Origin of the sequence: Lysinibacillus sp. GJ-1, assembly GCF_021166035.1 — a bacterium.
Classification (GTDB): Bacteria; Bacillota; Bacilli; order Bacillales_A; family Planococcaceae; genus Lysinibacillus; species Lysinibacillus sphaericus.
Genome location: NZ_CP088912.1, coordinates 3,322,198 through 3,348,328, shown reverse-complemented (window position 1 = coordinate 3,348,328; position 26,131 = coordinate 3,322,198). Strand labels below are relative to the sequence as shown.

Below are 26,131 nucleotides of genomic sequence, written 5' to 3'. Positions count from 1 at the left end.
CTAGGCTTTCTCTTTTGAGGAAGCCTTTGCTGTAACAATTACTAGTATTATATTGCGACTATACGCTTGAACAAAATAGTGGAGATAGACAAATAGATGAAAAGGAGCGAATGGTGTTTATGAAAAAATGGATAGTATTCTTTACGCTAATAATATGCTTAAGCTTTCAATCAAATATAAAAGCACAGGTTATTTGGGATGGTGCGGAAATTACAAAAGGGCAAACAGGTAAGTTGACCTTTTCAAAGGATGTGAAAATATATAAAAAAAATGCTGATGGCACGTTCACCTCACTCGTTGTCAAGAAAGGAGAATTTTATCGTGTATACGGCCATGAGTATTCGACTGTTGGCAAAGTATACAAGATGAGTGGCGGCTATCGTGTACAAGCAACCAATTTAGTGATTTACAAGGATGTTCCGTTAGCTATTCAACAACAAGTAGCAGGTGAAAAGTTTACGGTTGGAACACCTATATTTTCAAGCTCAGCAAAAGGCGTTTCTATTAAAGAAGCCCCGAGTAGTTCAGCAAAAACTATTATGCATACGCCATATGGAGCTGTTTTTAAAGTAGTCGAGCTAAGTGGAGATTATGTAAAAGTAGAATACAATCCAAGAACGGATTCAACAATTGATTATGTATGGGGATATGTACCGCAAGACTATGTTTCCAATTTACCTGAAGGAACTATTCAATATGTAAAAGAAAATGTTGATGTATCCGTTCGTCCTGGCTGGCAAAGTCAATCATTAAAGACGGGCACATCTGTTGCAGTCTATTTCACAACAGCAGATGGTCGTGCCTACGTGTCTTCAAATAAAATATATGGATACCTCCCTGCAAGTGCTTTATCCAAAACGCCAATCATGGACAAAGAGCTACTAAGTTTAGCTGAACCGTCGAACATTTTATTTGATGCAACGAAAAAGATTTCCTTATCACAAACAGCCCCAGATTACTATTTAGCCGAGTTTTCACCGACTGCTAGTAATCGCTGGCAAGGCTATATGCAACTAGTAAATGATGATGAAATTACTGGAGGCAAACAACTAGCAGGAGTTCTTAGCTATGCACTTGTAAATAATAAGCTAACTTATCATTTAGCAAGTGAAGTGCACGACCATAAAATAACGATTCAGTTCCCGCTAAAAGTAAATGATACAATTTATATCAATGGAAACGAGCAAAAAGTGACCAAAATATATGAGCATTTATCTTTAAATATAACAGGTAGTTATGAAACATTTAACAATGTAGTAATCGCAGGCGATTATATTATTGCTAAAGGATTAGTGAAGGGTCGTTACGATTATTGGGTTCAATAATTCCCTTTGTCTAAGCTAGAACTTGTTAAAGAGCTGATAGCTATGCTTTGGGAACAGAACAGTAAGGAGCGATTAATAAAATGATATATCGATTTTTATTGATAATGGCGACATTCATCTTTATACTCAATTTATTTGTTCTTCCTACATTTTTTGCCATTGAGTCAGATAATACAGGTACTTTTATTGGCTTAATAATCATAGTGGTTATACTTCATCATCTATTAAAAAACAATGCTAAAAATTGATTTGACAAACTATATTTCGTGTAGCGCATTTGAATGGTGATGTGCTGCACGATTTTTTTGCAATGAAAATAGCTACCAGAAGCATTAGATTACCTAATTTTTTGTCTTTTAAAAGACCGTAAATGGATTTAAATTGAAAAAAATTGCCCAAAAGATTAAAAAAATGAGCTCATGGACTAAATTAATGGTACAGTTGTAAGTATATTTTAATAGTGAGTAGGAGAACGAATATGATAGAAATTAAAACATCTCCATTAAGTGATGGAGAATTCAATAGAGGGGTATTTGCTACGTGCGATATCCAAAAAGGAGAGCTGTTGCATGAAGCACCAGTCATTTCTTATCCAAATGAACAGCATCAATACATCGAGCAAACATTGCTTGCTGATTATGCTTTTGAATATGGTATAGGTCAATCTGCAATTCTTCTTGGTTATGGGATGTTGTTTAACCATTCTTATGAACCAAATGCAACTTATGAGATTAATTTTAGAAACCAGACATTTGATTTCTTTGCTTTCAAAGACATTAAGGCTGGGGAAGAAATATGTATTAATTATAATGGTGATGTAGATAATCAAGACCAATTATGGTTTAATGAGAAATAATAAAGAGTGAACAGAAGCTGGGACAAAAGAGAAAAGGTGTTAGATTGATTGCAGTCAATCTAACACCTTTTTGCTGCGCCATTGTTTGTTCGCTACAGCGGTGCTTTCCGCTCAGCACCGTAAGCCGCAACCCTCGTTAACGCGCGGAATGCCCGCGTCTTACATTGTGTGCTGTTCTGAGCAGGAGTCACAACCTCCGCTACCAACAACTAGTGAACCCTTCTATTGTTTTATTTATTGCAAAAGCAAGAATAGCTAAGTTCTTCATATAGCAAAAATGTATGAACACCTTTCCTCTGTACCTTAAATTTTTTAGTTATGTCCCAGCCTCTTTTGAAAAGATTTAAAAGAAGATGAATAAAGAAATTGAAAGTTGTTTATACTAGCACTAGACAAAAGAAATTTTGTAGTATATAATGAAATTAATAAGATCGTTTGCGAAGAAACAATGAATTCACATGTTACAAAGAGTAATCGTGTTATTTGTTCGGTACTTTTTGTAATATGTGAATTTTTTCTTTTGAGGAAATCGGATATTATTAAATACAATTAATGGAGGTCATTTAAATGACACAACAAGGTACAGTAAAATGGTTTAACGCAGAAAAAGGTTTTGGTTTCATCGAAGTAGAAGGCGGAAACGATGTATTCGCTCACTTCTCAGCTATCCAAGGTGACGGTTTCAAATCACTTGACGAAGGTCAAAAAGTGGAATTCTCTGTAGAAGAAGGACAACGTGGACCTCAAGCTACAAACATCGTTAAACTTTAATTTTTATTAAACTGACGATAGGCATCTTCAACGATGCTTAAGACTGTAGGCAAACTCAAAGCAATTTGGGATTTGTCTACAGTTTTTTTATTTCAGTGTCTTTTGAGATGACTGACAATAAACCTATTCATTGAAGCTTTCTAACAGCATGTGTACGCTCTTTTAAACATTGGATGATTCTTTCCCTTTATATGAAGAGAAAAGGTAATAGGGAGCGTAGAGAAGCGCTTAAAACGTATCTGTACTTCTGGAAATGGTTTTATGCAAACAGAGAACTTAACTTTGCTTAAATAAATCGAGTTTAGAATAAAGAAATAAAAAACACTATGAATAAACTTGTTTGTATTTCGTGTCTTTAGGATAGACTGCAATCAACAGCAAAGGAGGGTATCTAATTGTTACAAATTGAATCTAATATCGTCGGAAAAGAAATAAGCTTTGGTTACTTACGTGATCATATAGAAAGACATGGTTTTACAATTGGAGGCAATTGGGAGTATCACAAAGGAAGTTTTGATACGATTTTATCAAGTGAGGGTGGAGAAACCATCTATTTGCGAGTGCCTTTTATTGTAACGCAAGGTGAACTAGATTTTTATGATGCACAAATTCGCTTTCAAAACCCATTTGTTATTAAACATGTAACGAATGTCGGATTGGATTATGATGAGGGCTCTTTGCTAGATGCAACGGGAGCGAGCCAATTCCAAACACCGCTTGATAAGGATGGCTATATACATGATAAAAGTAAATGGATAGAAGTTGGCGAAAAGGTAGTGGCTGATAAAGTTCTCCCTTATTTTCACTAGTCTTTACACCAATTGTTTTACGCTAGTCACACTTTTAAAAAGTAGTGGCTTTTATTATGCCTATGAACTTAGTGACAAATCTTCTTAAAATAGTTTTTTAATTTATAGTGGTCATGTATCGTTAAATGCCAGCTTGTTATATTGTACCTTGGTCGTAGTAGAGCGCGTGATTTTCATAAAGTTTGTCAATTCCTTCTCTATAATAAGGCATTCTACTGTTAGCAATTTCAATAGGTACCCATTCGATGTTGGTTATTTCATCGGGCAATGCTATTTCTTCAACCCCACTTATAACTTGCGCTTCAAAAGTGAAAAATAAAGCGTGATGATTCCTGCTTGTTAATTTTGATTCATTTACCGCGAGTAATTTACCTACTTCTACTAGATAACCTGTTTCTTCATGGACTTCACGGATTGTAGCTTCTATCAGCGTTTCATCTGTTTCCACTTTGCCACCAGGAAGCGACCAATGCCCTTCATGATTATGAACCATTAATATATGATAATCGACATTTTTAATTAATGCATAGACGACTTTAACTTCTTCCATTAGCCTCTCCTTGTCTATCTTCGTATAGTTAAATACATACATAATAGCGTATTGGAACATATTTGGAAAGGGCATATTGTGAATGGGTTATTTCGAGTCTTGGCTGAATCGAGATATAGTAGTAGACGGTCAATATCTTTATTTTACTAGTTATGCTACAGATAGAAGGGGGAATCCATTTTCTTTATGATATAATGATTGAGAAAACTCTGAATGTGTAAGAAAAGATGAGGGGGATTAATGATGGCTACGAATTATAAAAGAATCGCTGTAGCAATAGATTTTTCTGAACAGTCGTTGAAAGCGTGTGAGCGTGCGGTAAAATTGGCAAAAGAATATGGCGCAACATTACAACTAGTGAATGTGATTGATACGAAGTCGTTTGGTGCTATCACTGCATATGACTTAAAGTATGCAGAGAAATTGAAAGAGGAACATCTTACTAAAATCGAAAAGTTAAGATTAGAGGCTCAAACAGCCGGCGTAACAGAGGTATTGGCTGTTGTAGAAACGGGTTCACCAAAAAGCATTCTTACGCAACTGCCTACTGTAGACTTAATTGTATGTGGTGCAACAGGCTTAAATCAGTTAGAAAAAATGGTCATCGGTTCAGTAGCGGAGCGTATTGTCCGTTTAGCTACATGTGATGTGCTAATCGTTCGCTAATACGAATTTAATGAACGTATAACAGCCTAGAGCAAGTTCACTATTTTTAAACAAACTAAAGCCAGTTTCGATATTTTCGAGACTGGCTTTTTTGTTGTATTTTAAAAGCCGAGAAAATGAGGATCATTTTCTCGGCCATTTTTATTAGTAACCCCAGATCATTGCAAATAATGTACCAAGGATTGTCACAACAGCTACGAATACTGAATATAGAATTGTTGTATATAACGTTTTCTTATCTTCAGATTCACCGATGTGCATGAATAATACTAATTGAACAGTTGCTTGCGCAAGTGCAGTCACTACTAGGATTGCAAATGCCATATTGTAAGACATATCAAATTTCACAACTGCTAAAGCGATAATTGTTAATAATAGTGAGAAGCCGAAGCCCATCACATGTTGTTTTGGGAATAGTTCCTTCATCAGCTAATCAGTCCTTTCAAGTAGACGAAGCTGAAGATGAAAATCCAAACTACGTCTAGGAAGTGCCAGTACAGTGAGAAGATAAACGCTTTGTTAGCCGTTTGTGGGTTTAAGCCACGTTTTGCTACTTGGATTAAAATTGCAACGCCCCAGAAGAGACCAAATGTTACGTGGGCACCGTGCGTACCAAGTAAAGTCATTAATGAAGATAAAAATGCACTTGTTGTAATTGTTGCACCTTCATGAACATAAGTGACGAACTCGTCAATCTCAATAACTAAGAAGCCAAGACCTAAGATAAGTGTAATGATGAAGAATGTCATCATTGCTTTTTTGTTGCCAAGGCGCATAGCATGAACGCCAAGACCGATTGTAAAACTACTTGCTAGAAGTAGGAATGTTTCTAGTAATACTGGTGTTAACTCGAAAATCTCAGCACCATTCGGGCCACTGCCTGTACGATTGTGAAGCACAAAGTAAACAGCAAAGAGTGTAGCGAATAACATGATTTCGGCGCCAAGGAAAACCCAGAATCCAAAAATCTTTAAGCGGTTTTCTTCTGTACTATATTCTAATGGAAGTGAAGAATCGATTTTCATATTATTTATCACCTCTCAAACTTTTTTCAGTTTCCATAATTTCTTCAACTGAAATGTAACGACCATGATCATCTTCAAATGAACGATGAGCCATGAAGCCAAATACAACAAGCATGCTGATGATGGCTGGAATCCAAAGACTAAATACTGCGAAGAATGCTGCTAGGAATAAGAAACCACTTGTCCAGAAAGGCGTACCTGTGTTGTTAGGCATGTGGATTTTCTCGATTTTACCTGCAGTAATATCGCGACCTTCTTTTTTCGCAAACCAGAACTCATCTAAACGTGTAATTGTTGGTACTACTGCAAAGTTGTATTCAGGAACTGGAGAATGAGTAGCCCATTCTAATGAACGACCATCCCACACATCTGCTTTTTCGTTACGTGGCATATGTTTCCAGCTGTAGTAAATGTTATAGCAAATTAACGCAAAGCCGACTGCAAGTCCAAGTGCACCGATGAACGATAGCAAGTTAAGTGGACCGTAACCAGTAGATTCAGAGTAAGTGTACATACGACGAGCGTAACCATCTAAACCTAAAATGAATAGAGGGAAGAACGCTACGTTGAAGCTGATAGCGATAAACCAGAAACCAGCTTTCCCTAATTTCTCATTTAAACGGAAACCGAACATTTTTGGCCACCAGAAGTGGTAACCTGCAAGTACACCAAATACTGTACCTGGGATTAATACATAGTGGAAGTGGGCAACTAAGAACATCGTATTATGATATTGATAGTCGGCACTTGCCATTGCGAGCATTACACCTGTAACCCCACCGATTGTGAAAATCGGAATAAAGCCAAGTGCATAAAGCATTGGGGTAGTAAATTGAATCTTACCGTGCCTCATTGTGAGCAACCAGTTGAACATCTTAACCCCGGTTGGAACAGCAATCGCCATTGTTGTAATAGAGAATACACTGTTTACCATAACGCCGTGACCCATTGTATAGAAGTGGTGGGCCCATACTAAGAATGATAGTAATGAAATAACAACCATACTCATTACCATTGATTTGTAACCGTATAAGTTTTTACGAGCAAATGTTGCAATGACTTCAGAGAAAATACCGAAGGCAGGAAGAATAACGATGTAAACTTCAGGATGTCCCCAAACCCAGAATAGGTTGGCCCAAAGCATGTCCATACCGCCATCTGTCATCGCAAAGAATTTTGTACCGAATTGACGGTCTAACATCATTAATGCAAGTGCTACAGTTAATACTGGGAATGCAAATACGATAATAACGTTTGTAATTAAAATTGACCAAGTAAACATTGGCATTTTCATTAAAGTCATACCAGGAGCACGCATTTTAAAGATAGTCGTGATGAAGTTAACACCAGTCAATAACGTACCAATACCTGATAATTGTAGTGCTAAAGAATAATAGTTGTTCCCAACAGTTGGACTAAATTCTGTACCCGCTAATGGGAAGTAAGCTGTCCAACCTGAATCTGGTGAACCACCAATAATGAATGATAGGTTCAGTAAACCACAACCTGCTGCGAATGCCCAGAAGCTGACAGCGTTTAGACGTGGGAACGCAACGTCACGTGCACCGATTTGTAATGGAATAACGATGTTCATTAAACCGATAACAAATGGCATCGCCATGAATAAAATCATGATTAAACCGTGCGTAGTGAAAATCTCATTATAGTGTTGTGCATCAAGTAGTCCGTTATCAGGGACTGCTGTTTGTGCACGCATTAAAAGTGCGTCGATACCACCGCGGAATAGCATTAAAAGTGCAACGGCGATATACATAATACCGATTTTTTTATGATCGACTGTTGATAGCCAGTTTTTATAGAAGTAGCCCCATTTTTTAAAATACGTAAGGCCTGTTACGACAACTACTGCACCAACTACGATACTAATAGCTGCGCCTAAAATCATCGGTTCTTGCAGTGGATGGAATAATTCTTCCATACTCATAGGATGCGCTCCTTTCAAATTTGGAAATTAGTGTGAATGTGTTTCGGCATCTTTTTTGGAATGGTCCATATTTTCATGGTTCATATCTTCGTCAGACATGTCCATGTCACCATGGTCCATACCCCCCATATCCATATCACCATGTGCCATTGGTGCAGGGCTGAAATCTAAGTGAGTAGAAGAGTAGCTTGAACGACCTACATGTTCAGCTGCTAATAATTCTTTGAATTTTTCTTCAGTTAATGGTTTTTCGTTCGCTTTTACGTCTTTAACCCATTGATCGAAGTCTGCTTGTGTCATAGATTGTGCTTCAAATTCCATTTCCGCAAATCCACGACCATTAAAGTTTGAGTTACGTCCCATGAATGAGCCAACTTCATCAGCTGCAAGGTGAATAGTTGTTAACATGTCACTCATCGCATATTTTTGACCCGCTAACTGTGGAATCCAGAAACTTGTAATTGGTCCGAATGAATACAGTTTGAATTCAATAGGACGATCTGTTGGAATGTTTACATAGTTCACAGTTTCAATACCTTGCTCTGGATAGCTGAAGTGCCATTTCCAGTTTGAAGATGCTGCATAGATAACTAGTGGTTCTTTATTGTCATAACCTTCTGGTGTTGTTTCTACCGTACTAGTAGTTTTTACAGTAACAATTGCTAGGAATGCTACGATAATAATAGGAATAACTGTCCATGTAATTTCTAGTACATGACTACCTTCTTCATGAGGTGGCTCATAATCGGCAGAAGCTTTTGATGCACGGTATTTTGTTAGCATAAATGCAAAAAGCACATACACGACTAGTAAAATAACTGCCATTGTAATAATGGATAAAATAATTGTGTTTGATAATGTTTGAGCATTTGGTCCTTTTGGATTGAAAACAGTTAATGGTTCACAACCAGAAAGGATTGCGATAGCGCCAAATGCTAATAACATTAAGCTAAATTTTTTATTCATGTTTGACTCCTTTCTATAAAACGGCTATTCATAAATTTCATGTGTAGTAGTATTGATTCACATTTATAAATAGTGGGTATTGAGGTCACCTCTTTTATCTGATGTACCAATCAAATACGTTTGCATTAACAATGACAATGGCATGGTTCAATATGAAGCATTAAGTCTAGTAAATGATTGGTCTTTTGCAAGCGTTCACAAACATGATGATGTATGCACCATAAAATGGACAATTCTTCAATGTAGATGGTCGCATCATGTCTTTGTTTGCATATAGGATTATACGCCCGCAGCACCAGAAAAAAAAATATTTAATTATAGAACTGATAATGAATAGGGGGTGATTATGAACATTTTTTGAACAAAAAAAGCTATTTTACTATTGGTATTTTAAGGTTTTGTTAAATTAACACTGTATAAACGTTGAAAATACTGCGTTTGTCGTATTTAACTAAGTAAACAAATTTTTTGTGAAAATTATCATTTCACATTTTAGACGATGTTTTGTAATAAAGTCCATGATGCGACTGTGTTTTTGATACATTTTAGTTGCGTTTTATCTAAAAAAGGAGTATAAGAAAAGTCGGTTTTAGGTACCTGAAAGGATAAATTTTCTATGTAAGGGATGATTATAAAGGGGTATATTGGAACATTGTTGAAATTATGTTAACATAATTAAACGATTTGAAAAATTAACAAATATTAGTATATTAGTATTCGAAAAAAAGAACATCCAAATGCGTTGGATGTTCTGTCCTTCATTTAGGAACCGAGCTTCAACCACTTTGCAATTTGCAAATACAGTGTGTTTTGAAGTTTTGGTGCTAGGTTATTCATTTTTAACGCGAAATACAAAGTCTTCATTGCGTTCAATGTACAAGTACGCCCACTAAAAAAGCGTTGATTATAGCCTTGTGTTACTAAATGCATTTCGAATTTATCAAAAACTTGCTCTACCCATTCGGATAGTGCTTCCTCAGAATAATTCCTTGCTAATAATGCTTCAATTATATTGACTAAGCGTTCTTCCTCGTCGTTGATAAAAACAACATCTTTCCAAGTTACTAGTTTGAATGCATGTAAAATAGAAGGAGCGTGTTGCAAATCAAACTTCGGATGTTTAATTGTTATTGCCGCTAAATCTGCTCCGTGTGCAACACTGTGTGCCCAGCCTTTACCTTCTATATAACCTCTTGTATCATTTTCAAGTAACAAATAACGCCCTATTTTTTTAAAGAAAGATTGTAAGCTTGCGTCATCTAAAATAAGGAGTTCACTATCTTTTGCCAAAATGCTCGCTACTAGTAAAGCTGAAAAAGAGCGGGTGAAAACACTATCCGTCATTTGTTCTCCAATGTTAGCGTATAAGAAATCTTCACCGGTTGCCGTGTCAAATAAATATTGTAGTTGCTGAGCGCTTAGTAAATTATCACTCAATAAGTCGACAAATATTCTATAGATAAGGTGATCGCGTAGTTCTGCGTCTGTTGAACCGATATGCGCTAACATTTCCTTTAGTAGCCATTCGCCCTCCTTGTTAAAAAATGCTTGTCGTGCTGATAGGGTCATAGATGAAAATGTTTGTAATGCTTCTTTAATCTCCATGATGAATGCCTCCAAAAATAAATCTCTCGTTCATTATACATTTTTACTCAAGAAATTTGTCTGTAGCGAATTATTTAATGGTTACTTTCACAATAGGAATACCGCAATCTATAGAAAGCTGATATGATAATAGCGCAAAGGCTGGACAACCATCGTTGATGCACGACAAAAAGACATACTTGTAGTATGCCCAAGGCTCGGTTAAATGTAGTTTTAATGTATAAGACAGGAGTTTAGCTCGTCCTAACGTTTATGATGTTATTTTCATTGCAAGTTTCTCCCTATGTGAGAGCGTAGTTTAAGGTTCTTCGTATGTTTCACTTTATGGGAGAGGGGAAACGCTATTGTAGGAAGAAGTCAAACAACCCTATTATCACTTTATACTCGATATACATAAACGGAATTAGTTTTGCTTCCTATAAAATAACAGCCGATTTGATGCCGAGTGGCCATTCAATCATTGTATTTTGATTTGTTTTTAATTCCATAAGGATACTAGCATTTTTGATGGCATCTAAAAGCCACTCACTATAATAGAGAGTGGGATGAGGATGCTGTAAAATACGTTTCATATCATTAGTGTCAATTTGCAAAAGTTTATAGTTGCATTCAATATGAACGCTTTGGGGAATAATAAAAAGTGACGCTTGATGTTGATGGCCAATAGAGATGGAGCCAGGAATATTCCCATGCATACTTGTAATATGTGTCGTTGCTTCTTTTGTAAATGTATTTAATTTTGTCTGTGTAAAAAATTCAAAGTCAATTGAATAATCTTGTAGCGGACCGTGTGCTGTCGTAATTGATATAACTTTAATAGATAATTCCTCAAAAACGGGGGAGATGCGACTATCAAATTCCATGATTGTATCCATTAATGGCATGTATTACACTCCTTATGAACAACTTGTATTGGTCTTGCTGACAATGAATATAGCGATGTCTGTTATGAATGAAAAAATATGGGTATTATTAATTATAATTCAATTTATTACAAAATATGAATAGAAATTCAATAGTTTTTGTTAAAAATAAACAATTAGTAAATCTAAAGAGGTGAGAAGATGACAAAGCATAAGCGTCATGTTATTAAACATGACAATATTGTTGTTTTTCCTGGTGCCATCCAAACATTAATTCGAGAGGGTCATATGTTTGCGGAAAAATACCAATATGAAGATGCGGTCGCATGCTTTGAAAAGGCGTTTTTATATGAAAGTGGAGATGAAAAAGCCTTATGTGCCTATGCCTATGCTTTATATGAGCTGAAGGGTTATGTGAAGGCAAAAGAAGTGTGTGAACAACTGCTAGCTCTAGGCACCTCAATGTATGTGGAAGTAATGGAACTATACATTACAATATGTATGCAGTTGAAGGAATACCATCAAGTGGAGTCCATAATAACTACTTTGATAGAAGAAAAAGTACTTCCTGAAGCACAACTAGAAAAATTCGAACGCTTAAAAAGTATAAATAGTGAAGTGGCTAAAAAGCTTCAACAAAGAGAGGCTGTACAAGAACTTATTGAAGAACAAGAATATGACTTGGAGAAGTTTAGTGCACTAACACCAAATGAACAATCGTTGCGACTGCATCGTTTAATGGATACGAATGTACGACAATTAAAAAAACCCTTAAAGGCTATTATCGAATGTGCTGATATCCACCCATTTGTGCAAAGTCTTGCGTTAATATTACTTGTTGAGCAAGAAGTTTCGATTGATATCATCGTTTCAAAATTTAAACAAACAAAAACGGTCAATCCAATACATCTGGCACTGCCAAATCAATTAAAACAATATAATGACATAAAAAAAATTATCGAATCTAAATTAGAACAAGACCCATCAACGTTGGAAATGGTACAATATTTAATGGCTAAGCATGCTATTGTTACTTATCCATTTGAATGGTTTCCTTTTGAAGCCGATGATATTGCATATAGCTATATAGAATTTGTACAATCGATGCTTGGTAAGGTTCAGGAAATGGACTATGAAATCATTGACTTTTTACAAATGTTAGAAAAACTAACAGAACTCCATGAAGTATGAAATAAGTTGAAACTATACGCATCTATGATATACTAAAATGGTTGTCAAAATCGTAGTTACGAATAAATTGTCTAACATTTAAAATTGATCAACCCAATCCTCTACTTCACATGAGTAGGCGGATTTAATGTCAATGGCTTTAACTTTCTAGTAGGGTATGAAAACTTGAGCTAAATGTTAAGTCGCTGGCATATGTTGCGGATTTTTCAAACAAATCCGGACGCAATTACGTCAAGCGTGATTGAAATTAGATTATTTTGGAGGTATTTATACATGTCAGCAAAATGGGAAAAACAAGAAGGTAATATCGGTACTCTAACAATTGAAGTACCAGCTGCAGAAGTAGACGCAGCGATGGACCAAGCATTCAAAAAAGTTGTAAAACAAATTAACGTACCAGGTTTCCGTAAAGGTAAAATGCCTCGTAAAATGTTTGAACAACGTTTTGGAATTGAATCTTTATACCAAGATGCTTTAGAAATCATCGTTCCAGATTCTTATGCAAAAGCAATCGACGAAGCTGGTATTATGCCAGTTGATTACCCAGAAATTTCTGGTACAGAAAACTTCGTACATGGTCAAGATTTCTCATTCACTGCACAAGTAACAGTGAAACCAGAACCAAAACTTGGCGACTACAAAGGCTTAGAAGTTACGAAACTTCCAGTTGAAGTAACAGACGAAGAAGTTGAAGCGCAAATCCAAGAGCAATTAGCTCGTAAAGCTGAACTTGAAATCAAAGAAGATGAAGCAATCGTAGAAGGCGACACAGCGGTAATTGACTTTGAAGGTTTTGTAGGTGAGGAAGCGTTTGAAGGCGGAAAAGGCGAAGATTACCCATTAGAAATCGGTTCAGGCTCATTTATTCCTGGATTTGAAGAGCAATTAGTAGGTGTGAAAGCTGGCGAAGCAAAAGACGTTGTTGTAACTTTCCCAGAAGAATACCACGCTGCTGAATTAGCTGGTAAAGAAGCTACTTTCAAAGTGACTGTAAAAGAAGTAAAAACAAAAGTACTTCCAGAGCTAAACGATGAGTTTGCAAAAGAATTAGATCCAGAAGTTGAAGGCGTAGAAGCATTACGTGCAAAAATTAAAGAACAAACAGCATCACAAAAACAAGCTGAATCAGACGCTACACTTCGTGATGAATTAGTAGAAAAAGCTGCTGACAATGCAGAGTTTGAAGTACCAGCTGGAATGGTTAACTCTGAAACAGATCGCATGTTACAAGAGTTCGGTCAACGTTTACAAACGCAAGGTATGAACCTAGAGCTATACTACCAATTCTCTGGTCAATCAGAAGAAGATTTACGTGGTCAAATGAAAGAAGAAGCTGAAAGCCGTGTACGTGTTTCATTAACACTTGAAGCAATCGCTGACGCTGAAAAAATTGAAGCTACTGAAGCTGACATCGAAGCTGAATTAGAAAAAATGGCAGCTCAATTCAATATGACGAAAGAACAAATTACTGGTGCACTAGGCGGTACTGCTGTTCTTGAAAATGATATCAAAATCCAAAAAACAGTTGAATTTTTAGTAGAAAACGCTAAAATTACTGAATAAGATTTTTTAACGTAACTAGATAGAAAAATTAAGAAAACAAGGTACGGCGTTAAACCGTGCCTTGTTTTATCACACATAGCTTTTTAGTTTAGACTAAAGACAACCTCTCAAGGTCGAGGAATGAAAAAATCCAATTTTTACTAACTGTTATGCTTTTGGAGGCAACTTTAGTTAATATCTTATACATAGTATTGTTGTTTAATTTTTTACACGATGCTAAACTTTAACTTCATTGTAGTAAAGCCGACAAGTAGCAGTAGTATAGTGTCTCCGTTAAAATGGAAGAAGAACGCACTTAGGTTTTACGACTGAGGGAGCTAAAACCTCGAAAATGAAGCTGAAAAATCAGACAGTTGTCATGGGTTCGTCTGAAAGCTCGCATCAACACGAATTATTTGCAGAACAGCAAGTAGAGAGCCATTAATGTTTTTGCGCAAATGCTGCAATTACTTAGCTAACTGGTCGATCGTTTGAATAGACTTGAAAATAATTCAAAATTTAGATGCATTTGCGCCATGACGTAAATGTTGCAATCAATTTATTTGATAATGATTCAATAATCTTGTAAGATTGTAGCTTGAATAGGGGTGAAACATATTGTTCAAATTTAATGATGAAAAAGGCAATTTAAAATGCTCATTCTGTGGGAAGCCACAGGAACAAGTACGTAAATTAGTTGCAGGTCCTGGTGTTTATATTTGTGATGAATGTATCGAACTTTGTTCAGAAATCGTTGTAGAAGAACTAGGTGTTGAGGAAGAAATCGATTTCCAAGATATTCCGAAACCGAAAGAAATCTTATCGATTTTAAATGAGTATGTTATTGGACAAGAGCGTGCTAAAAAAGCCTTAGCGGTTGCGGTTTACAATCACTACAAACGCATCAATACAAACAGTAAAATTGATGATGTAGAATTAGCAAAATCGAACATTGTGTTAATCGGCTCAACTGGTAGCGGTAAAACATTATTAGCTCAAACATTAGCACGTATATTAAACGTTCCATTCGCAATTGCAGACGCTACTTCTTTGACAGAAGCTGGTTATGTGGGTGAAGACGTTGAAAATATCTTATTAAAATTAATCCAATCAGCAGATTATGATATCGAACGTGCGGAAAAAGGGATCATCTATATTGATGAAATCGATAAAGTTGCACGTAAATCAGAAAATCCATCGATTACACGTGATGTTTCTGGAGAAGGTGTCCAACAGGCATTGCTAAAAATTTTAGAAGGTACTGTTGCAAGTGTGCCTCCTCAGGGCGGACGTAAACATCCACACCAAGAGTTTTTACAAATTGATACAACAAATATTTTATTTATCGTAGGCGGAGCATTTGATGGTATTGAATCCATCATTAAACGTCGTCAAGGTGAAAAAGTGATTGGTTTCGGTTCAGATCCTAATAAAGTTGAAGTGGACGAAGGTTCATTAATGTCGAAATTAATTCCTGAAGATTTGTTGAAATTTGGTCTAATTCCAGAATTCATCGGTCGTTTGCCAGTACTTGCAAGCCTAGAACAATTGAATGAGGCTGCACTTGTACAAATTTTGACGGAACCAAAAAATGCGCTAGCGAAGCAATATCAAAAAATGCTTGAACTAGATGGTGTTGAGCTTGAGTTTGATGAAGGTGCCCTTTCTGAAATTGCAAAGGAAGCAATTGAGCGTAAAACAGGTGCACGTGGTCTTCGTTCAATTATTGAGTCAACAATGCTTGAAGTAATGTACGAATTACCTTCACGTGATGACGTGAAAAAATGTATCATTACGGCAAAAACAATTACGGATAAAGAGAAACCGAAATTGCTTCTTGAAGATGGCACTGAACTCGATGAAGGTAGCGACACAAAAACTTCAGCATAATAAACAGACAAAGCTGTCTATTGTTATGAGAAAAAGAGTAACTTAGCTGACTTCGATTGTGCAATGTTCGCACATATCGAGAGTCAGCTTTTTATTCATACATAAAGCCGGCGACTGTAAATAGATGAAATTTTTGGCTCGTTTGAATAGATAGTGTGAATCGGTTTTTTAAACACATACTAGAAGCGCGGGATTGTGAACAAGAAAATTTTTGACGGAGGTGAATACCCGCATGGTAACAATTCAAAAAACAACAAATGTACCATTATTGCCTTTACGTGGACTTTTAGTATACCCGTCGATGGTGTTACATATTGATGTGGGTAGAAATCGTTCTGTAGCGGCGCTTGAACAAGCAATGTTAGAGGACCAATTGATTTTATTGGTGACACAAAAAGAAATGCACGATGAACAGCCAGAAGAACAGGATTTATATCAAGTCGGTACGATGGCGTATGTAAAGCAAATGCTTAAATTGCCAAACGGCACACTACGTATTTTAGTTGAAGGTGTTGCGCGTGCAACTTGGTCTAATTATCAAGCATTAGAGAAATTTACAGTTGTTGATATTGATGTAAAAGAGGATAAAGTTGAGAAAGATGTGGAAACGCAGGCCTTAATGCGTACATTGCTAACGTATTTTGAAAGATACGCTAAATCCTCCAACAAAATCACGACAGAAACGATTAATACAGTGGCTGATATTGAAGAACCAAGCCGCCTTGCTGATATTATAGCCTCGCATTTACCAATCAAAATTGCGGATAAACAAGAAGTTTTAGAAATGTTAAATGTTAAAAAACGTTTAGATCATTTAATTATTCGCTTGCATGATGAACAAGAGGTGCTGGACCTTGAAAAGAAGATTAATACGAAAGTAAAGCAATCGATGGAGCGTACGCAAAAAGAATATTACTTACGCGAACAAATGAAAGCTATTCAAACAGAGCTAGGGGATCGAGAAGGAAAAACTGGTGAAGTTGCGGAATTGCGTAAACAAATCGATGAAACAGGCATGCCTGTTTCGACAAAAGAAGCTGCATTAAAAGAGCTTGATCGATATGAAAAATTGCCGAGTGCTAGCGCGGAAAGTGGTGTTATTCGCAATTACATTGACTGGTTAGTATCCTTACCTTGGACAAAGGCAACCGAGGATCGAATGAATATTACGCATGCTGAGGAAATTTTAAACCGCGATCATGATGGGTTAGATAAAGTAAAGGAACGTGTGCTAGAATATTTAGCTGTGCGTCAGTTAAAAAATTCATTACGTGGTCCAATTCTTTGTTTAGCTGGCTCTCCAGGTGTAGGTAAAACTTCATTGGCACGTTCAATTGCAGAAAGTTTAGATCGCAAATTTATTCGTATTTCTTTAGGTGGCGTGCGCGATGAATCTGAAATTCGCGGACATCGTCGTACGTATGTTGGTGCTATGCCAGGTCGTATTATTCAAGGGATGAAAAAGCAGGTACGATTAATCCGGTATTTTTACTTGATGAAATCGATAAAATGTCTAATGATTTCCGAGGAGACCCTGCAGCGGCAATGCTAGAAGTGTTGGACCCTGCGCAAAACAACACATTTAGCGACCATTACATTGAAGAACCATACGATTTATCTAACGTTTTATTCATTGCGACAGCCAATGATTTAAGTACAATCCCTGGGCCTTTGTTGGACCGTATGGAAGTTATCTCAATTGCTGGCTATACAGAAATTGAAAAGGCTCAAATTACAAAAAATCATTTGATACCAAAGCAATTAAAAGAACACGGCTTGAAGAAAACACAAGTTGTTATCAAAGATGAAGCGGTGCTGGATATCATCCGCTATTATACGCGTGAGGCGGGGGTTCGTGGCTTAGAGCGTCAAATCGCAACGCTATGCCGTAAAATCGCTAAAGTTATTGTGTCTGGGGAAAAGAAACGTGTTACTGTAAGTTCAAAATCGGTTATCGAATACCTTGGAAAACACCGTTTCCGCTATGGACAAGCAGAAGAGGAAAATCAGATTGGTGTGGCAACTGGGCTAGCGTATACAACCGTTGGTGGTGATACGTTGCAAATCGAGGTTTCTTTAACTCCTGGTAAAGGAAAAATACAGCTAACGGGGAAACTCGGAGATGTTATGAAGGAATCGGCACAAACTGCATTGTCCTATGTACGTACAAAAATAGAAGAACTTCATGTGGATTCGGAATATTTCGAGACACATGATATCCACATCCATGTACCAGAAGGCGCAGTACCAAAGGATGGCCCTTCAGCAGGTATTACGATGGCAACAGCAATAGTTTCTGCGATTTTACATCGCCCGATTCGTCGTGAAGTAGGCATGACAGGTGAAATTACATTACGTGGTCGCGTCCTACCAATTGGCGGTTTGAAAGAAAAAACATTAAGTGCACACCGAGCAGGCTTAACAACAATCATTTGTCCAAAAGATAATGAACGTGATATTGAAGATATTCCTGAAAGTGTACGCGAAAATTTAACATTTAAACTAGTGTCATCTGCTGATGAAGTATTAGCAATTGCACTAGACGGAGGTTTTTAAAGAAATGAAAGTCCATAATGTCGAAATGGTCATAAGTGCAGTAAGACCGGACCAATACCCAGAAGATGGACTGCCAGAATTTGCATTAGCAGGTCGCTCAAATGTTGGGAAATCATCTTTCATTAACAGAATGATTGGACGTAAAGCGTTAGCGCGTATTTCTTCTAAACCTGGGAAGACACAAACGCTAAATTTTTACAAAATCGAAGAACAACTGTTTTTCGTCGATGTTCCGGGATATGGTTATGCCAAAGTTTCAAAAACCGAGCGTGAAGCTTGGGGGAAAATGATTGAACGTTACATTACGGGCCGTGAAGAATTAAAAGCGGTCGTTCAAATTGTAGACTTACGTCATCCTCCAACTGCTGATGATCGTATGATGTATGATTTTTTAAAACATTACAGTATTCCTTGTATCGTTATTGCAACGAAGGCAGATAAAATTCCAAAAGGTAAGTGGGATAAGCATAAAAAAGTTGTCAAGGAAACATTAGATATGGATAAAAATGATCCGCTCATTGTGTTCTCTTCAGAAAAAGGCATCGGTTTTGAAGAAGCTTGGCAAACAATTGAAAATAAAATGTAAACTAAAAACATCTATTGCGTCTTATGTAGCACAGTAGATGTTTTTTTGTTTTTATGTGCAAGCATTTCGTCGTTATTATTTTTCATGAAAAGCGCTTTGACACTTTTAATTACTAGCATGAAAGTTATGGACAAATATAAGAAAATTGCTTGATGAACGCTAAAATTAGCCGATAAATGAAATAGGAGGTGGACTAGAATGGATATTGCAGCTTTATCTATCGCAATGAATCAATCAAATCTTATGCAAAATGTCTCTTTAGCTGTTACAAAGCAAGCGATGGAGATGCAACAGCAAAACACTGAACAGTTAGTTGAAATGTTAGATGCTCCACATCCAACAGCCGGACATACAATTGATATCCAAGTATGATGTTGGCAGGGTAGCTTGAAATTGGAAGCTACCTCTTCCTTTATGTCTATGGTAGATTCGAAAAAATAGAAAAACATGTGAAAATGTAACTTTTTGAATAAGAAAAACTACCAATAATACGATATACTATTGATAAATAACAATTTTATAAGGAGGCGGGAATTGTTGAAGAAGATTCCATACATATTGATCGTTCTATGTTTAATGGTATTTAGTTTACCATCATTACCAACTGTTCAGGCTGCACAGTTAGTAACAGGAACCTTCGTAGATGTAACTTATTCAGAATATACGAATGCAAGTGGGCAAGTAGAAAAACAGCTAAGTAAAATCACTTTAGAAAATGCGAGTGGTCGCCAAGTCACATACAATATTAGCAATAGTGCCCGCCTGTACATCAATAATACGGAAACAACGATTGAAGGTTTTAAACTAGGTATGAAAGTAGAAGCTGAAATCTCGCTGCGTAGTGTAGTGGAACTTCGTGGTACTTCCAATACTACTGAGGAAACGACAACAGTCGCACAAAATCCTAAAACGATAGCTGGCGTAATCACAAGCATTGATCCTAATGGTATGTTCATTATGGTAAAGCCAGATGTCGGTAAAGAAACTACATATTATTTGAATAAGGATACAGCGTTTCAAAAAGCTTCCTCATCAGTTGATATTAGTGGACTGTATGTAGGAGATCGTGTAAAGCTTCATCTGAAAAATACAAGTACTTCGATTGTGACAAAAGTAGATATTAGTGAGACAGGAACATTAGTTGAAAATCTTTACAAAGGTGAAATACAATCGGTTAATATCAATGCGAACAAATTAACGGTTAAAAATCAAAATGCCTTTGTGAACTGGCAATTTGGTACAGCGTCAACAACTGCACTATCTACAATGAGTTTTTCTACAAAGGTTCCTATTTACGTTGGAAATACAAAAATAGAAAAAGGTCAGTTGAAAAATTATATTGGTAGTGAAGCATATTACGCGACAGTGAAGCAATTTGGTAAAGAGGTTATTGAGAAGATTGTTGTATTGAAAAATAATGAACGTACGTACTATGAGCCAATGATTGCAGTCGATACAGATTACCAATTATTAAAGCTGAAAAATGCGGGCACGCTGTACTTCCATGATGGATCAATTTTAATTCGCAATGGCCGTTTTGTTCAACCAACAGGATTATTAGCATATGGTACTGCGTTTGTTATTACTGACGGTACTGCTCGTGATCATTATGCACAAGTGGTGGATGTAACAAGCGATAGCTTTATGTCACCAAACTTAGCATCACATGAATTATATTATGGACGTTTAACTCAAGCGGATGGCTATTTAATTGAAATTGATGATGCAATGAAAATCGAATCAAATGTGTTCAAGAAAACAGATAAGACTGTACTATCTGTGAGTAATACGACAAAGGCAAAGGTTGATGATGGCAATAAAACATATAGTGTAATGCCAGATATTGAACTGTATTTATCAGAAGGGGATTACGGTTACTTCTATGTGAACAACGGGCATGTACAAGCTCTTCACATGTTAGATAATGCAAAACCAGTTGCTCCATTAATGCTAGTAGGTAAACTTCAGTCAGTAAAATCGACATATCCAGCTATTATTAATGTGAAAAGTGTGAGTCAATGGCAAAATGGTCGTTGGTATGAGGCAGGCCAAATGGTTGATATGAATATTGATCAAGCGACGCTTATTAAAGCAGGGAAAGTTATTCAACCATCTGATTTGAAACCTTCCGATCGTTTAGTCGTACTATCTGACCGTTTTGTAAAGGCACATTTCATTCTAGTAGATTAATAAGATGGAAGCTATCTCTCTATGTAGGGATAGCTTCATCTGTGCATATGCATGGGAAGAAAGAGAGGGAAAAAACAGATGCGAAAACAGGTATTGAAAGTGCTGTTAGCGTTAATGATGGTGTTCGTTATGGGGACCAGCATACTAGCAGATGCTTCTGCCACATCGGTGGAAACAACTGGTGCGGTAAAAAATGAATATACATACGAAGAAGCCGTGTTCATTACTGGAACACCCATTATTTTTAAAGGGACGAGTAAAGATATTAAAATTACTCAAAAAGAATCAAAAGGGAAATTAACAGAAACGTATAGTTTAAAATTAACAGCAAGTAATGGCGCGACATTAACAAGAAATATAGCTTATGAATCAGATGTTGTTAACTATGCTACGATTGGGCAAAAGACCTCGAATGGTGTTGTGAAAAAGTACTCTGAGAAAATTGTAGTCGGCAAAATAACGTATACATTAGCAGACTACCAGTTTTCACAAGGAACTGTAACAGATAACCGCGCAGCATCTGATTATTATTCAGGAAATGTTATTTCAAGAAAAACATATACATTTCAGACTGGCTCTGGTAAGACCGCAAAAACAAATACAGTAATAATAGAAACAGATAGTCGTCATGCCGGGTACGAAAATTTCTGGGGAGCAACTGAAACGCAAATTACTGAATCTGTTTATTCGTACAGTGATGGTACAACAAGCCATGTGAAAAATCGTCTATCAACAAGCAAATCACGTGTGCTCAATTATGAGGAAAATCCAGGCAGTTTAGCAAGCTTTGATGGAGGCTATGCGGTCGTTAGCGAAAAGGACGTAATTTCAGAATATACGTATGATTTAGCTTCTGGACAAAAAGGTAAAGTGGATTTAAATACAGAATTTACGCCGACAATCGAACGTCTTATTATTCCGAAATTCCGTGATTTATCGAATCACTATGCAAAAGCTGCTATCGAAAAACTATACTCATTAGGGATCTATTCCGATACAAGTAATTTCTTTTCACCAAATACGCCGATGAAACGAATTGACTTTACTATCGCCATTGGTAAAGCAGTTGACCTTCGTGTTATGGAAGAAAAGAATACGAAAAAAACATCTACAAGTGTCTTTAAAGATGTTAAACGTACGATGAAAGATTATGCCTATATTGAATCGGCAGTTAACAAAGGCATCATTAAAGGTGTGACACCAGATTATTTCAAACCAGATAATGCGATTACACGTGCGCAAGCTGCGGCAATATTTGTCCGTGCATTAGGGCTTGAAAACAAAGCGCCAGATCCTGGCTATGTTACAAAATTTAAAGATGATGCACAAATTCCTAACTATTCAAGAGATGGTATTTATATCGTCAATGAGCTTGGTCTTATGACAGGCGACCCTGTAACGGGCCTATTTAATCCAAACCAACCATTAACTCGTGCCCAAGCATCTGCTGTGCTTGAGCGATTCTTAAACTATTTAGAGAATGATTTAAAACAAAACTACCGAGATGATATATTATTCTTTAACTAATGAAAGGACTGAAAGGAATGCAATATGCGAAAAAGGCATTGCTATTATTGGCCTGTTTTGTACTAGCCTTTATGACTGTAACACCAATGGTCTCACTAGCTGCTACAACGATTCAAGATGTGCCGACAACTGATAGTAAATACAAAGCTATTTCTTGGGCAGTTGATAATGATTTATTAGCATTAAATGGTGCGAATAACTTTTTGCCAAACGAGCAAGTAACAGAGCGAGAGCTTGTCACAATGTTTGCAAAGCTTGATAAAAACTATGCGTTATCATATAACGAAAGTGTTGCCTATAATTTTTATAGTGATTTATATTTGCCATTCGAAGGTACACATGTAATGGCAAATCGTTCAAAAGCCATTACACGAGGTCACTTTGCACGTATATATGCTGCATTTAAAGGTTTAGATTTAGATGAACCACAAGCAGTACAATATTTATATACAAATGATATTTCAACTGGCAATACAGGCAAAAAAACATTTGCTGATTTTAATCCCTCTACGAAACTATCTCGTGGTGATGCAGCCGAGTTTTTATATCGTAGTGTACAAAACGGTTCCTTTGCTGTCCTAGGTTTAAAAAAATCTGCAGCAGGTCGTGATAATGATAAAGTAACTTTACCAGCAGGCTTTATGGGTTCGAATAGCGGAGAGTTTGAAGAACCGAAGGATAATGATAGTGATTTTACAGGTCCTGACTATGTCAATAATGCTCTGCAAAGTATTGAAGTTGAAAAACCAGATTTAATTGCAAACGGTGAGGATATGACGCCGATTACAGTATCTTTAAAGGCATGTAACGGTGACCCGATTGCTGATGATAAGTCCTATACGTTCCGTGTAACGTCTTCAGAGGGAGCTGATATTGTCAATTCAGCTGGTGAAGCTGTTCGCAACGTTCAATCGGACGGTTCAACTGTAACAGCGTTTGTTAAAGCGAAAAAGCTTACAAAATCAGTACGTGATACGATTAGTTTTGAACTTATTAACAACACAGACCCTAGCATGAAGTGTCTGGTTGGAGAAAAATTAAATGCACACGTGCGTTACGCGCCACAGCCAGAATTACGCATTGACTTTAAAGTATATGACCCAACGAATACAGATGACAATGGTACTATAACACCACCTTATGTACAATATGAAAAGCCACCGGAGTTTTTCACTGAAAATGTAATTGATGTTTACGGTCCCGTGCCATTAAATCCTGATGCAGATGAAAAGCGTTTTAGTATTGGACAACAAACAAATGTTACCAATTCTCTAGGCGTTGTACAAAATATGTATTTACAATATGGTGGCGCCGATCCGAAGTATCCTGCTCTTGGATATGAGAATGCGATTTTACAATTTGAAAACTATAATATCTCTGTATATTTATTTGAAAAAATATTGAACGAGCGTTTAAAAGATTCTGTGACGACACCAGCGAAGACTGAGATTATGTATATGATTTCAGAGGATGGTCGTCCAATTTATCGAATCCAAGGAATCGATGATAATATTGCTTCACAAGTGGAAAATATCAATCCAGTAGGTACGATAATTCAGTTAATGAGTCCAAAATATATGCCAGAAGAAAAGAATTTAACATTAGAGCATTATGATAGTGTTATGAAAATTTATGCTATATTAACGGGCTTAAGTAATTATGAACGTACCGTATTATTAAAATACCAAGGCGGTAAATTACTAGGACAAGTAGAAGCTTATAAAAAACGTGTTGAGGCGTTAAAAGAAAGTGCAGATGCTGCGGCAAGACCATCTGGTAAGGACCGATATACACAAGTTATGGTAACGTTAGTTCGTCCAGGTGGAGAACCAATTACGGATTATCAAGGAACGGTAAAAATCAAATTTGATGGTGTAGAAAAAACGGCATCCTTTGTCACAAATACTTCGGATTATTTGAATAATACAGGTGGGCCAGGGACTGCAGTCGCTTACTTTGACTCGATCATTTATGGGAAATCTAAAATAGAAGCTACTCTTGTCAATAAAGTTGACCCACGTTATGCAACAATATTGAAGTCTATTACAGATAAAACGATTACAAAAGAAATTTTTACAAATCCTTACTTTAGTAAAAATGCTTGTAGTTTAGCAACTGAAGTCGCATATGTAGTTGATTACTCTTCTTCTATGAAACGTATCGACCAAACGAATTATCGCGGTACAAAAATGATGGAAGTAATCAATCAAATTCAGGCGAAAAATAATATTGTCATTGAAACGAACACAAGTGCAACTGTATTAGGTGAAGGCAGTACAGATAATGTCTTAAAGAAAGACCTGTATCGTACATCGACGGATAAGGGAGCTACAGATATTTTTACTGGTATAGAATTAGCTCTTACTAAATTCTCAAATGATACAAAAACTTCTAAATCCATTATTGTTGTATCTGATGGAAAAACAAGTAAATCAAAAATGACAAAAGTAATTAATGATGCGAAAAAGAAAGGCATCAAAATTTACACTGTAAGTATGGGTAAGAAAAACCAAATTAATGAGGCAATTCTGACACAAATGGCTACGGAAACAGGTGGCACATATTATCATGCAATTGATAATTACCAGTTCCATCAGGTCGCTCAAAAAATAATTGATGCGATTCTATGTAAAACTGCGCCTTCAAGCTGTATCAACCCTGATGATTTATTTGAGGAAGCGACAGTATCCATCCGAAAAGGATATATTACGATGAATGCAAGAATTGATAGTAATTGTCCAAATGTTGCAAATGTCGTTGTTCGTTATTCCTCTGTCAGCGGTGATGTTCAATTTGATCTTAAAAAGCGTAGCGATAGTGTGTTTATGTTGACGAAAAATGTTCAAACTATGGTTGACTTTAAAGTCAATGGCGACATCGAGTTTTTAGCTTATGATAAAGACGGAAAAATAATTTCACAAAAAACTGTTAAAATTACAAATTCATAAAAGTGCTCAATGAGGAGCGATTCGACTGTAGACGACTAGATGCAAGTTTTAGTTTGTCTACAGTTTTTTCTATTGTGTAAAAGAGTTCAATGCCATTTTTAGAGAAAGCTATCTAGCAGACCATTCTATTTTTGAACTTTCCTTGACATAGCGAAACCAGCATTACTCGTATGCAGTTTTAAAATTTGATACAATACGTATAATTTGTTAAACTTAGTTTATAATAATTCTAAAGTAGAAAATGAATTATAGTTCTTCATGACATGTTCACAAATAATAGATGAACTATTGTCGAACTGTGCTATAATGAGATTTGTGAA

20 protein-coding genes and 1 pseudogene are annotated in these 26,131 nt (G+C 36.4%); 14 read left to right on the top strand and 7 right to left on the bottom strand.

Going from position 1 to position 26,131, the window contains the following annotated elements; all coding sequences use genetic code 11:
- Positions 1-119: 119 nt before the first annotated feature.
- The 4 genes from LO754_RS16610 to LO754_RS16595 all read left to right on the top strand — a co-directional run bounded on the left by LO754_RS16610 (position 120) and on the right by LO754_RS16595 (position 3,761).
- Entirely contained in the window at positions 120-1,325 is a 1,206-nt protein-coding gene (locus tag LO754_RS16610) for an SH3 domain-containing protein (protein WP_024363223.1), read from the top strand.
- Between the two features lie 478 nt (positions 1,326-1,803).
- A complete protein-coding gene (locus LO754_RS16605) occupies positions 1,804-2,181 on the top strand; it encodes an SET domain-containing protein (protein WP_024363222.1) in 378 nt (125 codons plus the stop codon).
- 567 nt (positions 2,182-2,748) lie between these two features.
- Positions 2,749-2,952 carry a cold-shock protein gene (locus LO754_RS16600; protein ID WP_024363221.1) on the top strand — a complete coding sequence of 68 codons (204 nt, stop codon included), beginning with the start codon at positions 2,749-2,751 and terminating at the stop codon, positions 2,950-2,952.
- Between the two features lie 395 nt (positions 2,953-3,347).
- On the top strand, positions 3,348-3,761 hold the full coding sequence (locus LO754_RS16595; protein ID WP_024363220.1) for a YugN family protein: 414 nt from the start codon (positions 3,348-3,350) through the stop codon (positions 3,759-3,761).
- Between the two features lie 136 nt (positions 3,762-3,897).
- Here LO754_RS16595 and LO754_RS16590 read toward each other — a convergent pair whose 3' ends face one another.
- Positions 3,898-4,311 (bottom strand): NUDIX hydrolase, encoded by a 414-nt coding sequence (locus tag LO754_RS16590; protein WP_108029867.1) that lies wholly within the window; start codon positions 4,309-4,311, stop codon positions 3,898-3,900.
- Between the two features lie 243 nt (positions 4,312-4,554).
- On the opposite strand from LO754_RS16590, the gene LO754_RS16585 reads away from it, so the two are divergent.
- Positions 4,555-4,977, top strand: coding sequence for a universal stress protein (locus tag LO754_RS16585; protein ID WP_108029866.1), 423 nt, complete (start codon positions 4,555-4,557; stop codon positions 4,975-4,977).
- Positions 4,978-5,121: 144 nt separating this feature from the next.
- On the opposite strand, the gene qoxD is transcribed toward LO754_RS16585, so the two are convergent.
- The 6 genes from qoxD to LO754_RS16555 all read right to left on the bottom strand — a co-directional run bounded on the left by qoxD (position 5,122) and on the right by LO754_RS16555 (position 11,402).
- The gene (qoxD, locus tag LO754_RS16580) at positions 5,122-5,403 is read right to left on the bottom strand and encodes a cytochrome aa3 quinol oxidase subunit IV (protein WP_024363218.1); all 282 of its coding nucleotides are present in this window, start codon (positions 5,401-5,403) and stop codon (positions 5,122-5,124) included.
- A complete protein-coding gene (gene qoxC, locus LO754_RS16575; RefSeq protein WP_024363217.1) occupies positions 5,403-6,002 on the bottom strand; it encodes a cytochrome aa3 quinol oxidase subunit III in 600 nt (199 codons plus the stop codon). Before qoxC ends, qoxD begins: the two co-directional genes overlap by 1 nt.
- A gap of 1 nt (position 6,003) precedes the next feature.
- Complete coding sequence (qoxB, locus tag LO754_RS16570) at positions 6,004-7,947, bottom strand: cytochrome aa3 quinol oxidase subunit I (protein ID WP_231784827.1); 1,944 nt, start codon at positions 7,945-7,947, stop codon at positions 6,004-6,006.
- Positions 7,948-7,974: 27 nt separating this feature from the next.
- On the bottom strand, positions 7,975-8,913 hold the full coding sequence (qoxA, locus tag LO754_RS16565; RefSeq protein WP_024363215.1) for a cytochrome aa3 quinol oxidase subunit II: 939 nt from the start codon (positions 8,911-8,913) through the stop codon (positions 7,975-7,977).
- A gap of 762 nt (positions 8,914-9,675) precedes the next feature.
- Entirely contained in the window at positions 9,676-10,518 is an 843-nt protein-coding gene (locus LO754_RS16560; protein WP_231784826.1) for a DUF2785 domain-containing protein, read from the bottom strand.
- Positions 10,519-10,934: 416 nt separating this feature from the next.
- Positions 10,935-11,402, bottom strand: a complete 468-nt coding sequence (locus LO754_RS16555; protein ID WP_025220189.1) for a hypothetical protein — start codon at positions 11,400-11,402, stop codon at positions 10,935-10,937.
- Positions 11,403-11,582: 180 nt separating this feature from the next.
- Between LO754_RS16555 and LO754_RS16550 the strand changes: the two genes are divergently transcribed.
- The 9 genes and pseudogenes from LO754_RS16550 to LO754_RS16510 all read left to right on the top strand — a co-directional run bounded on the left by LO754_RS16550 (position 11,583) and on the right by LO754_RS16510 (position 25,811).
- A complete protein-coding gene (locus LO754_RS16550; RefSeq protein WP_231784825.1) occupies positions 11,583-12,572 on the top strand; it encodes a DUF3196 family protein in 990 nt (329 codons plus the stop codon).
- A 273-nt stretch (positions 12,573-12,845) separates the two neighbouring features.
- Positions 12,846-14,135: a trigger factor gene (tig, locus tag LO754_RS16545; RefSeq protein WP_024363211.1), complete on the top strand. Its 1,290-nt coding sequence runs from the start codon at positions 12,846-12,848 to the stop codon at positions 14,133-14,135.
- Between the two features lie 597 nt (positions 14,136-14,732).
- Positions 14,733-16,004 carry an ATP-dependent protease ATP-binding subunit ClpX gene (gene clpX / locus LO754_RS16540; protein WP_231784824.1) on the top strand — a complete coding sequence of 424 codons (1,272 nt, stop codon included), beginning with the start codon at positions 14,733-14,735 and terminating at the stop codon, positions 16,002-16,004.
- Positions 16,005-16,236: 232 nt separating this feature from the next.
- Positions 16,237-18,560 (top strand): annotated as a pseudogene (gene lon / locus LO754_RS16535) (endopeptidase La).
- A 4-nt stretch (positions 18,561-18,564) separates the two neighbouring features.
- Positions 18,565-19,146, top strand: a complete 582-nt coding sequence (gene yihA, locus LO754_RS16530) for a ribosome biogenesis GTP-binding protein YihA/YsxC (RefSeq protein ID WP_231784823.1) — start codon at positions 18,565-18,567, stop codon at positions 19,144-19,146.
- A 198-nt stretch (positions 19,147-19,344) separates the two neighbouring features.
- The gene (locus LO754_RS16525) at positions 19,345-19,518 is read left to right on the top strand and encodes a YjfB family protein (protein WP_080653334.1); all 174 of its coding nucleotides are present in this window, start codon (positions 19,345-19,347) and stop codon (positions 19,516-19,518) included.
- Between the two features lie 165 nt (positions 19,519-19,683).
- Positions 19,684-21,336: a hypothetical protein gene (locus LO754_RS16520; protein ID WP_231784822.1), complete on the top strand. Its 1,653-nt coding sequence runs from the start codon at positions 19,684-19,686 to the stop codon at positions 21,334-21,336.
- A 78-nt stretch (positions 21,337-21,414) separates the two neighbouring features.
- Entirely contained in the window at positions 21,415-22,863 is a 1,449-nt protein-coding gene (locus LO754_RS16515; RefSeq protein WP_231784821.1) for an S-layer homology domain-containing protein, read from the top strand.
- Positions 22,864-22,880: 17 nt separating this feature from the next.
- Positions 22,881-25,811 (top strand): VWA domain-containing protein, encoded by a 2,931-nt coding sequence (locus tag LO754_RS16510; protein WP_229387229.1) that lies wholly within the window; start codon positions 22,881-22,883, stop codon positions 25,809-25,811.
- The last annotated feature ends 320 nt before the right edge of the window (positions 25,812-26,131 follow it).

Coding starts and splice junctions, on each gene's coding strand:
- LO754_RS16610 (WP_024363223.1), top strand. CDS start 120: ATGAAAAAATGGATAGTATTCTTTACGCTAATAATATGCTTAAGCTTT.
- LO754_RS16605 (WP_024363222.1), top strand. CDS start 1,804: ATGATAGAAATTAAAACATCTCCATTAAGTGATGGAGAATTCAATAGA.
- LO754_RS16600 (WP_024363221.1), top strand. CDS start 2,749: ATGACACAACAAGGTACAGTAAAATGGTTTAACGCAGAAAAAGGTTTT.
- LO754_RS16590 (WP_108029867.1), bottom strand. CDS start 4,311: ATGGAAGAAGTTAAAGTCGTCTATGCATTAATTAAAAATGTCGATTAT.
- LO754_RS16585 (WP_108029866.1), top strand. CDS start 4,555: ATGGCTACGAATTATAAAAGAATCGCTGTAGCAATAGATTTTTCTGAA.
- qoxD (WP_024363218.1), bottom strand. CDS start 5,403: ATGAAGGAACTATTCCCAAAACAACATGTGATGGGCTTCGGCTTCTCA.
- qoxC (WP_024363217.1), bottom strand. CDS start 6,002: ATGAAAATCGATTCTTCACTTCCATTAGAATATAGTACAGAAGAAAAC.
- qoxB (WP_231784827.1), bottom strand. CDS start 7,947: ATGAGTATGGAAGAATTATTCCATCCACTGCAAGAACCGATGATTTTA.
- qoxA (WP_024363215.1), bottom strand. CDS start 8,913: ATGAATAAAAAATTTAGCTTAATGTTATTAGCATTTGGCGCTATCGCA.
- LO754_RS16560 (WP_231784826.1), bottom strand. CDS start 10,518: ATGGAGATTAAAGAAGCATTACAAACATTTTCATCTATGACCCTATCA.
- LO754_RS16555 (WP_025220189.1), bottom strand. CDS start 11,402: ATGCCATTAATGGATACAATCATGGAATTTGATAGTCGCATCTCCCCC.
- LO754_RS16550 (WP_231784825.1), top strand. CDS start 11,583: ATGACAAAGCATAAGCGTCATGTTATTAAACATGACAATATTGTTGTT.
- tig (WP_024363211.1), top strand. CDS start 12,846: ATGTCAGCAAAATGGGAAAAACAAGAAGGTAATATCGGTACTCTAACA.
- yihA (WP_231784823.1), top strand. CDS start 18,565: ATGAAAGTCCATAATGTCGAAATGGTCATAAGTGCAGTAAGACCGGAC.
- LO754_RS16525 (WP_080653334.1), top strand. CDS start 19,345: ATGGATATTGCAGCTTTATCTATCGCAATGAATCAATCAAATCTTATG.
- LO754_RS16515 (WP_231784821.1), top strand. CDS start 21,415: ATGCGAAAACAGGTATTGAAAGTGCTGTTAGCGTTAATGATGGTGTTC.
- LO754_RS16510 (WP_229387229.1), top strand. CDS start 22,881: ATGCAATATGCGAAAAAGGCATTGCTATTATTGGCCTGTTTTGTACTA.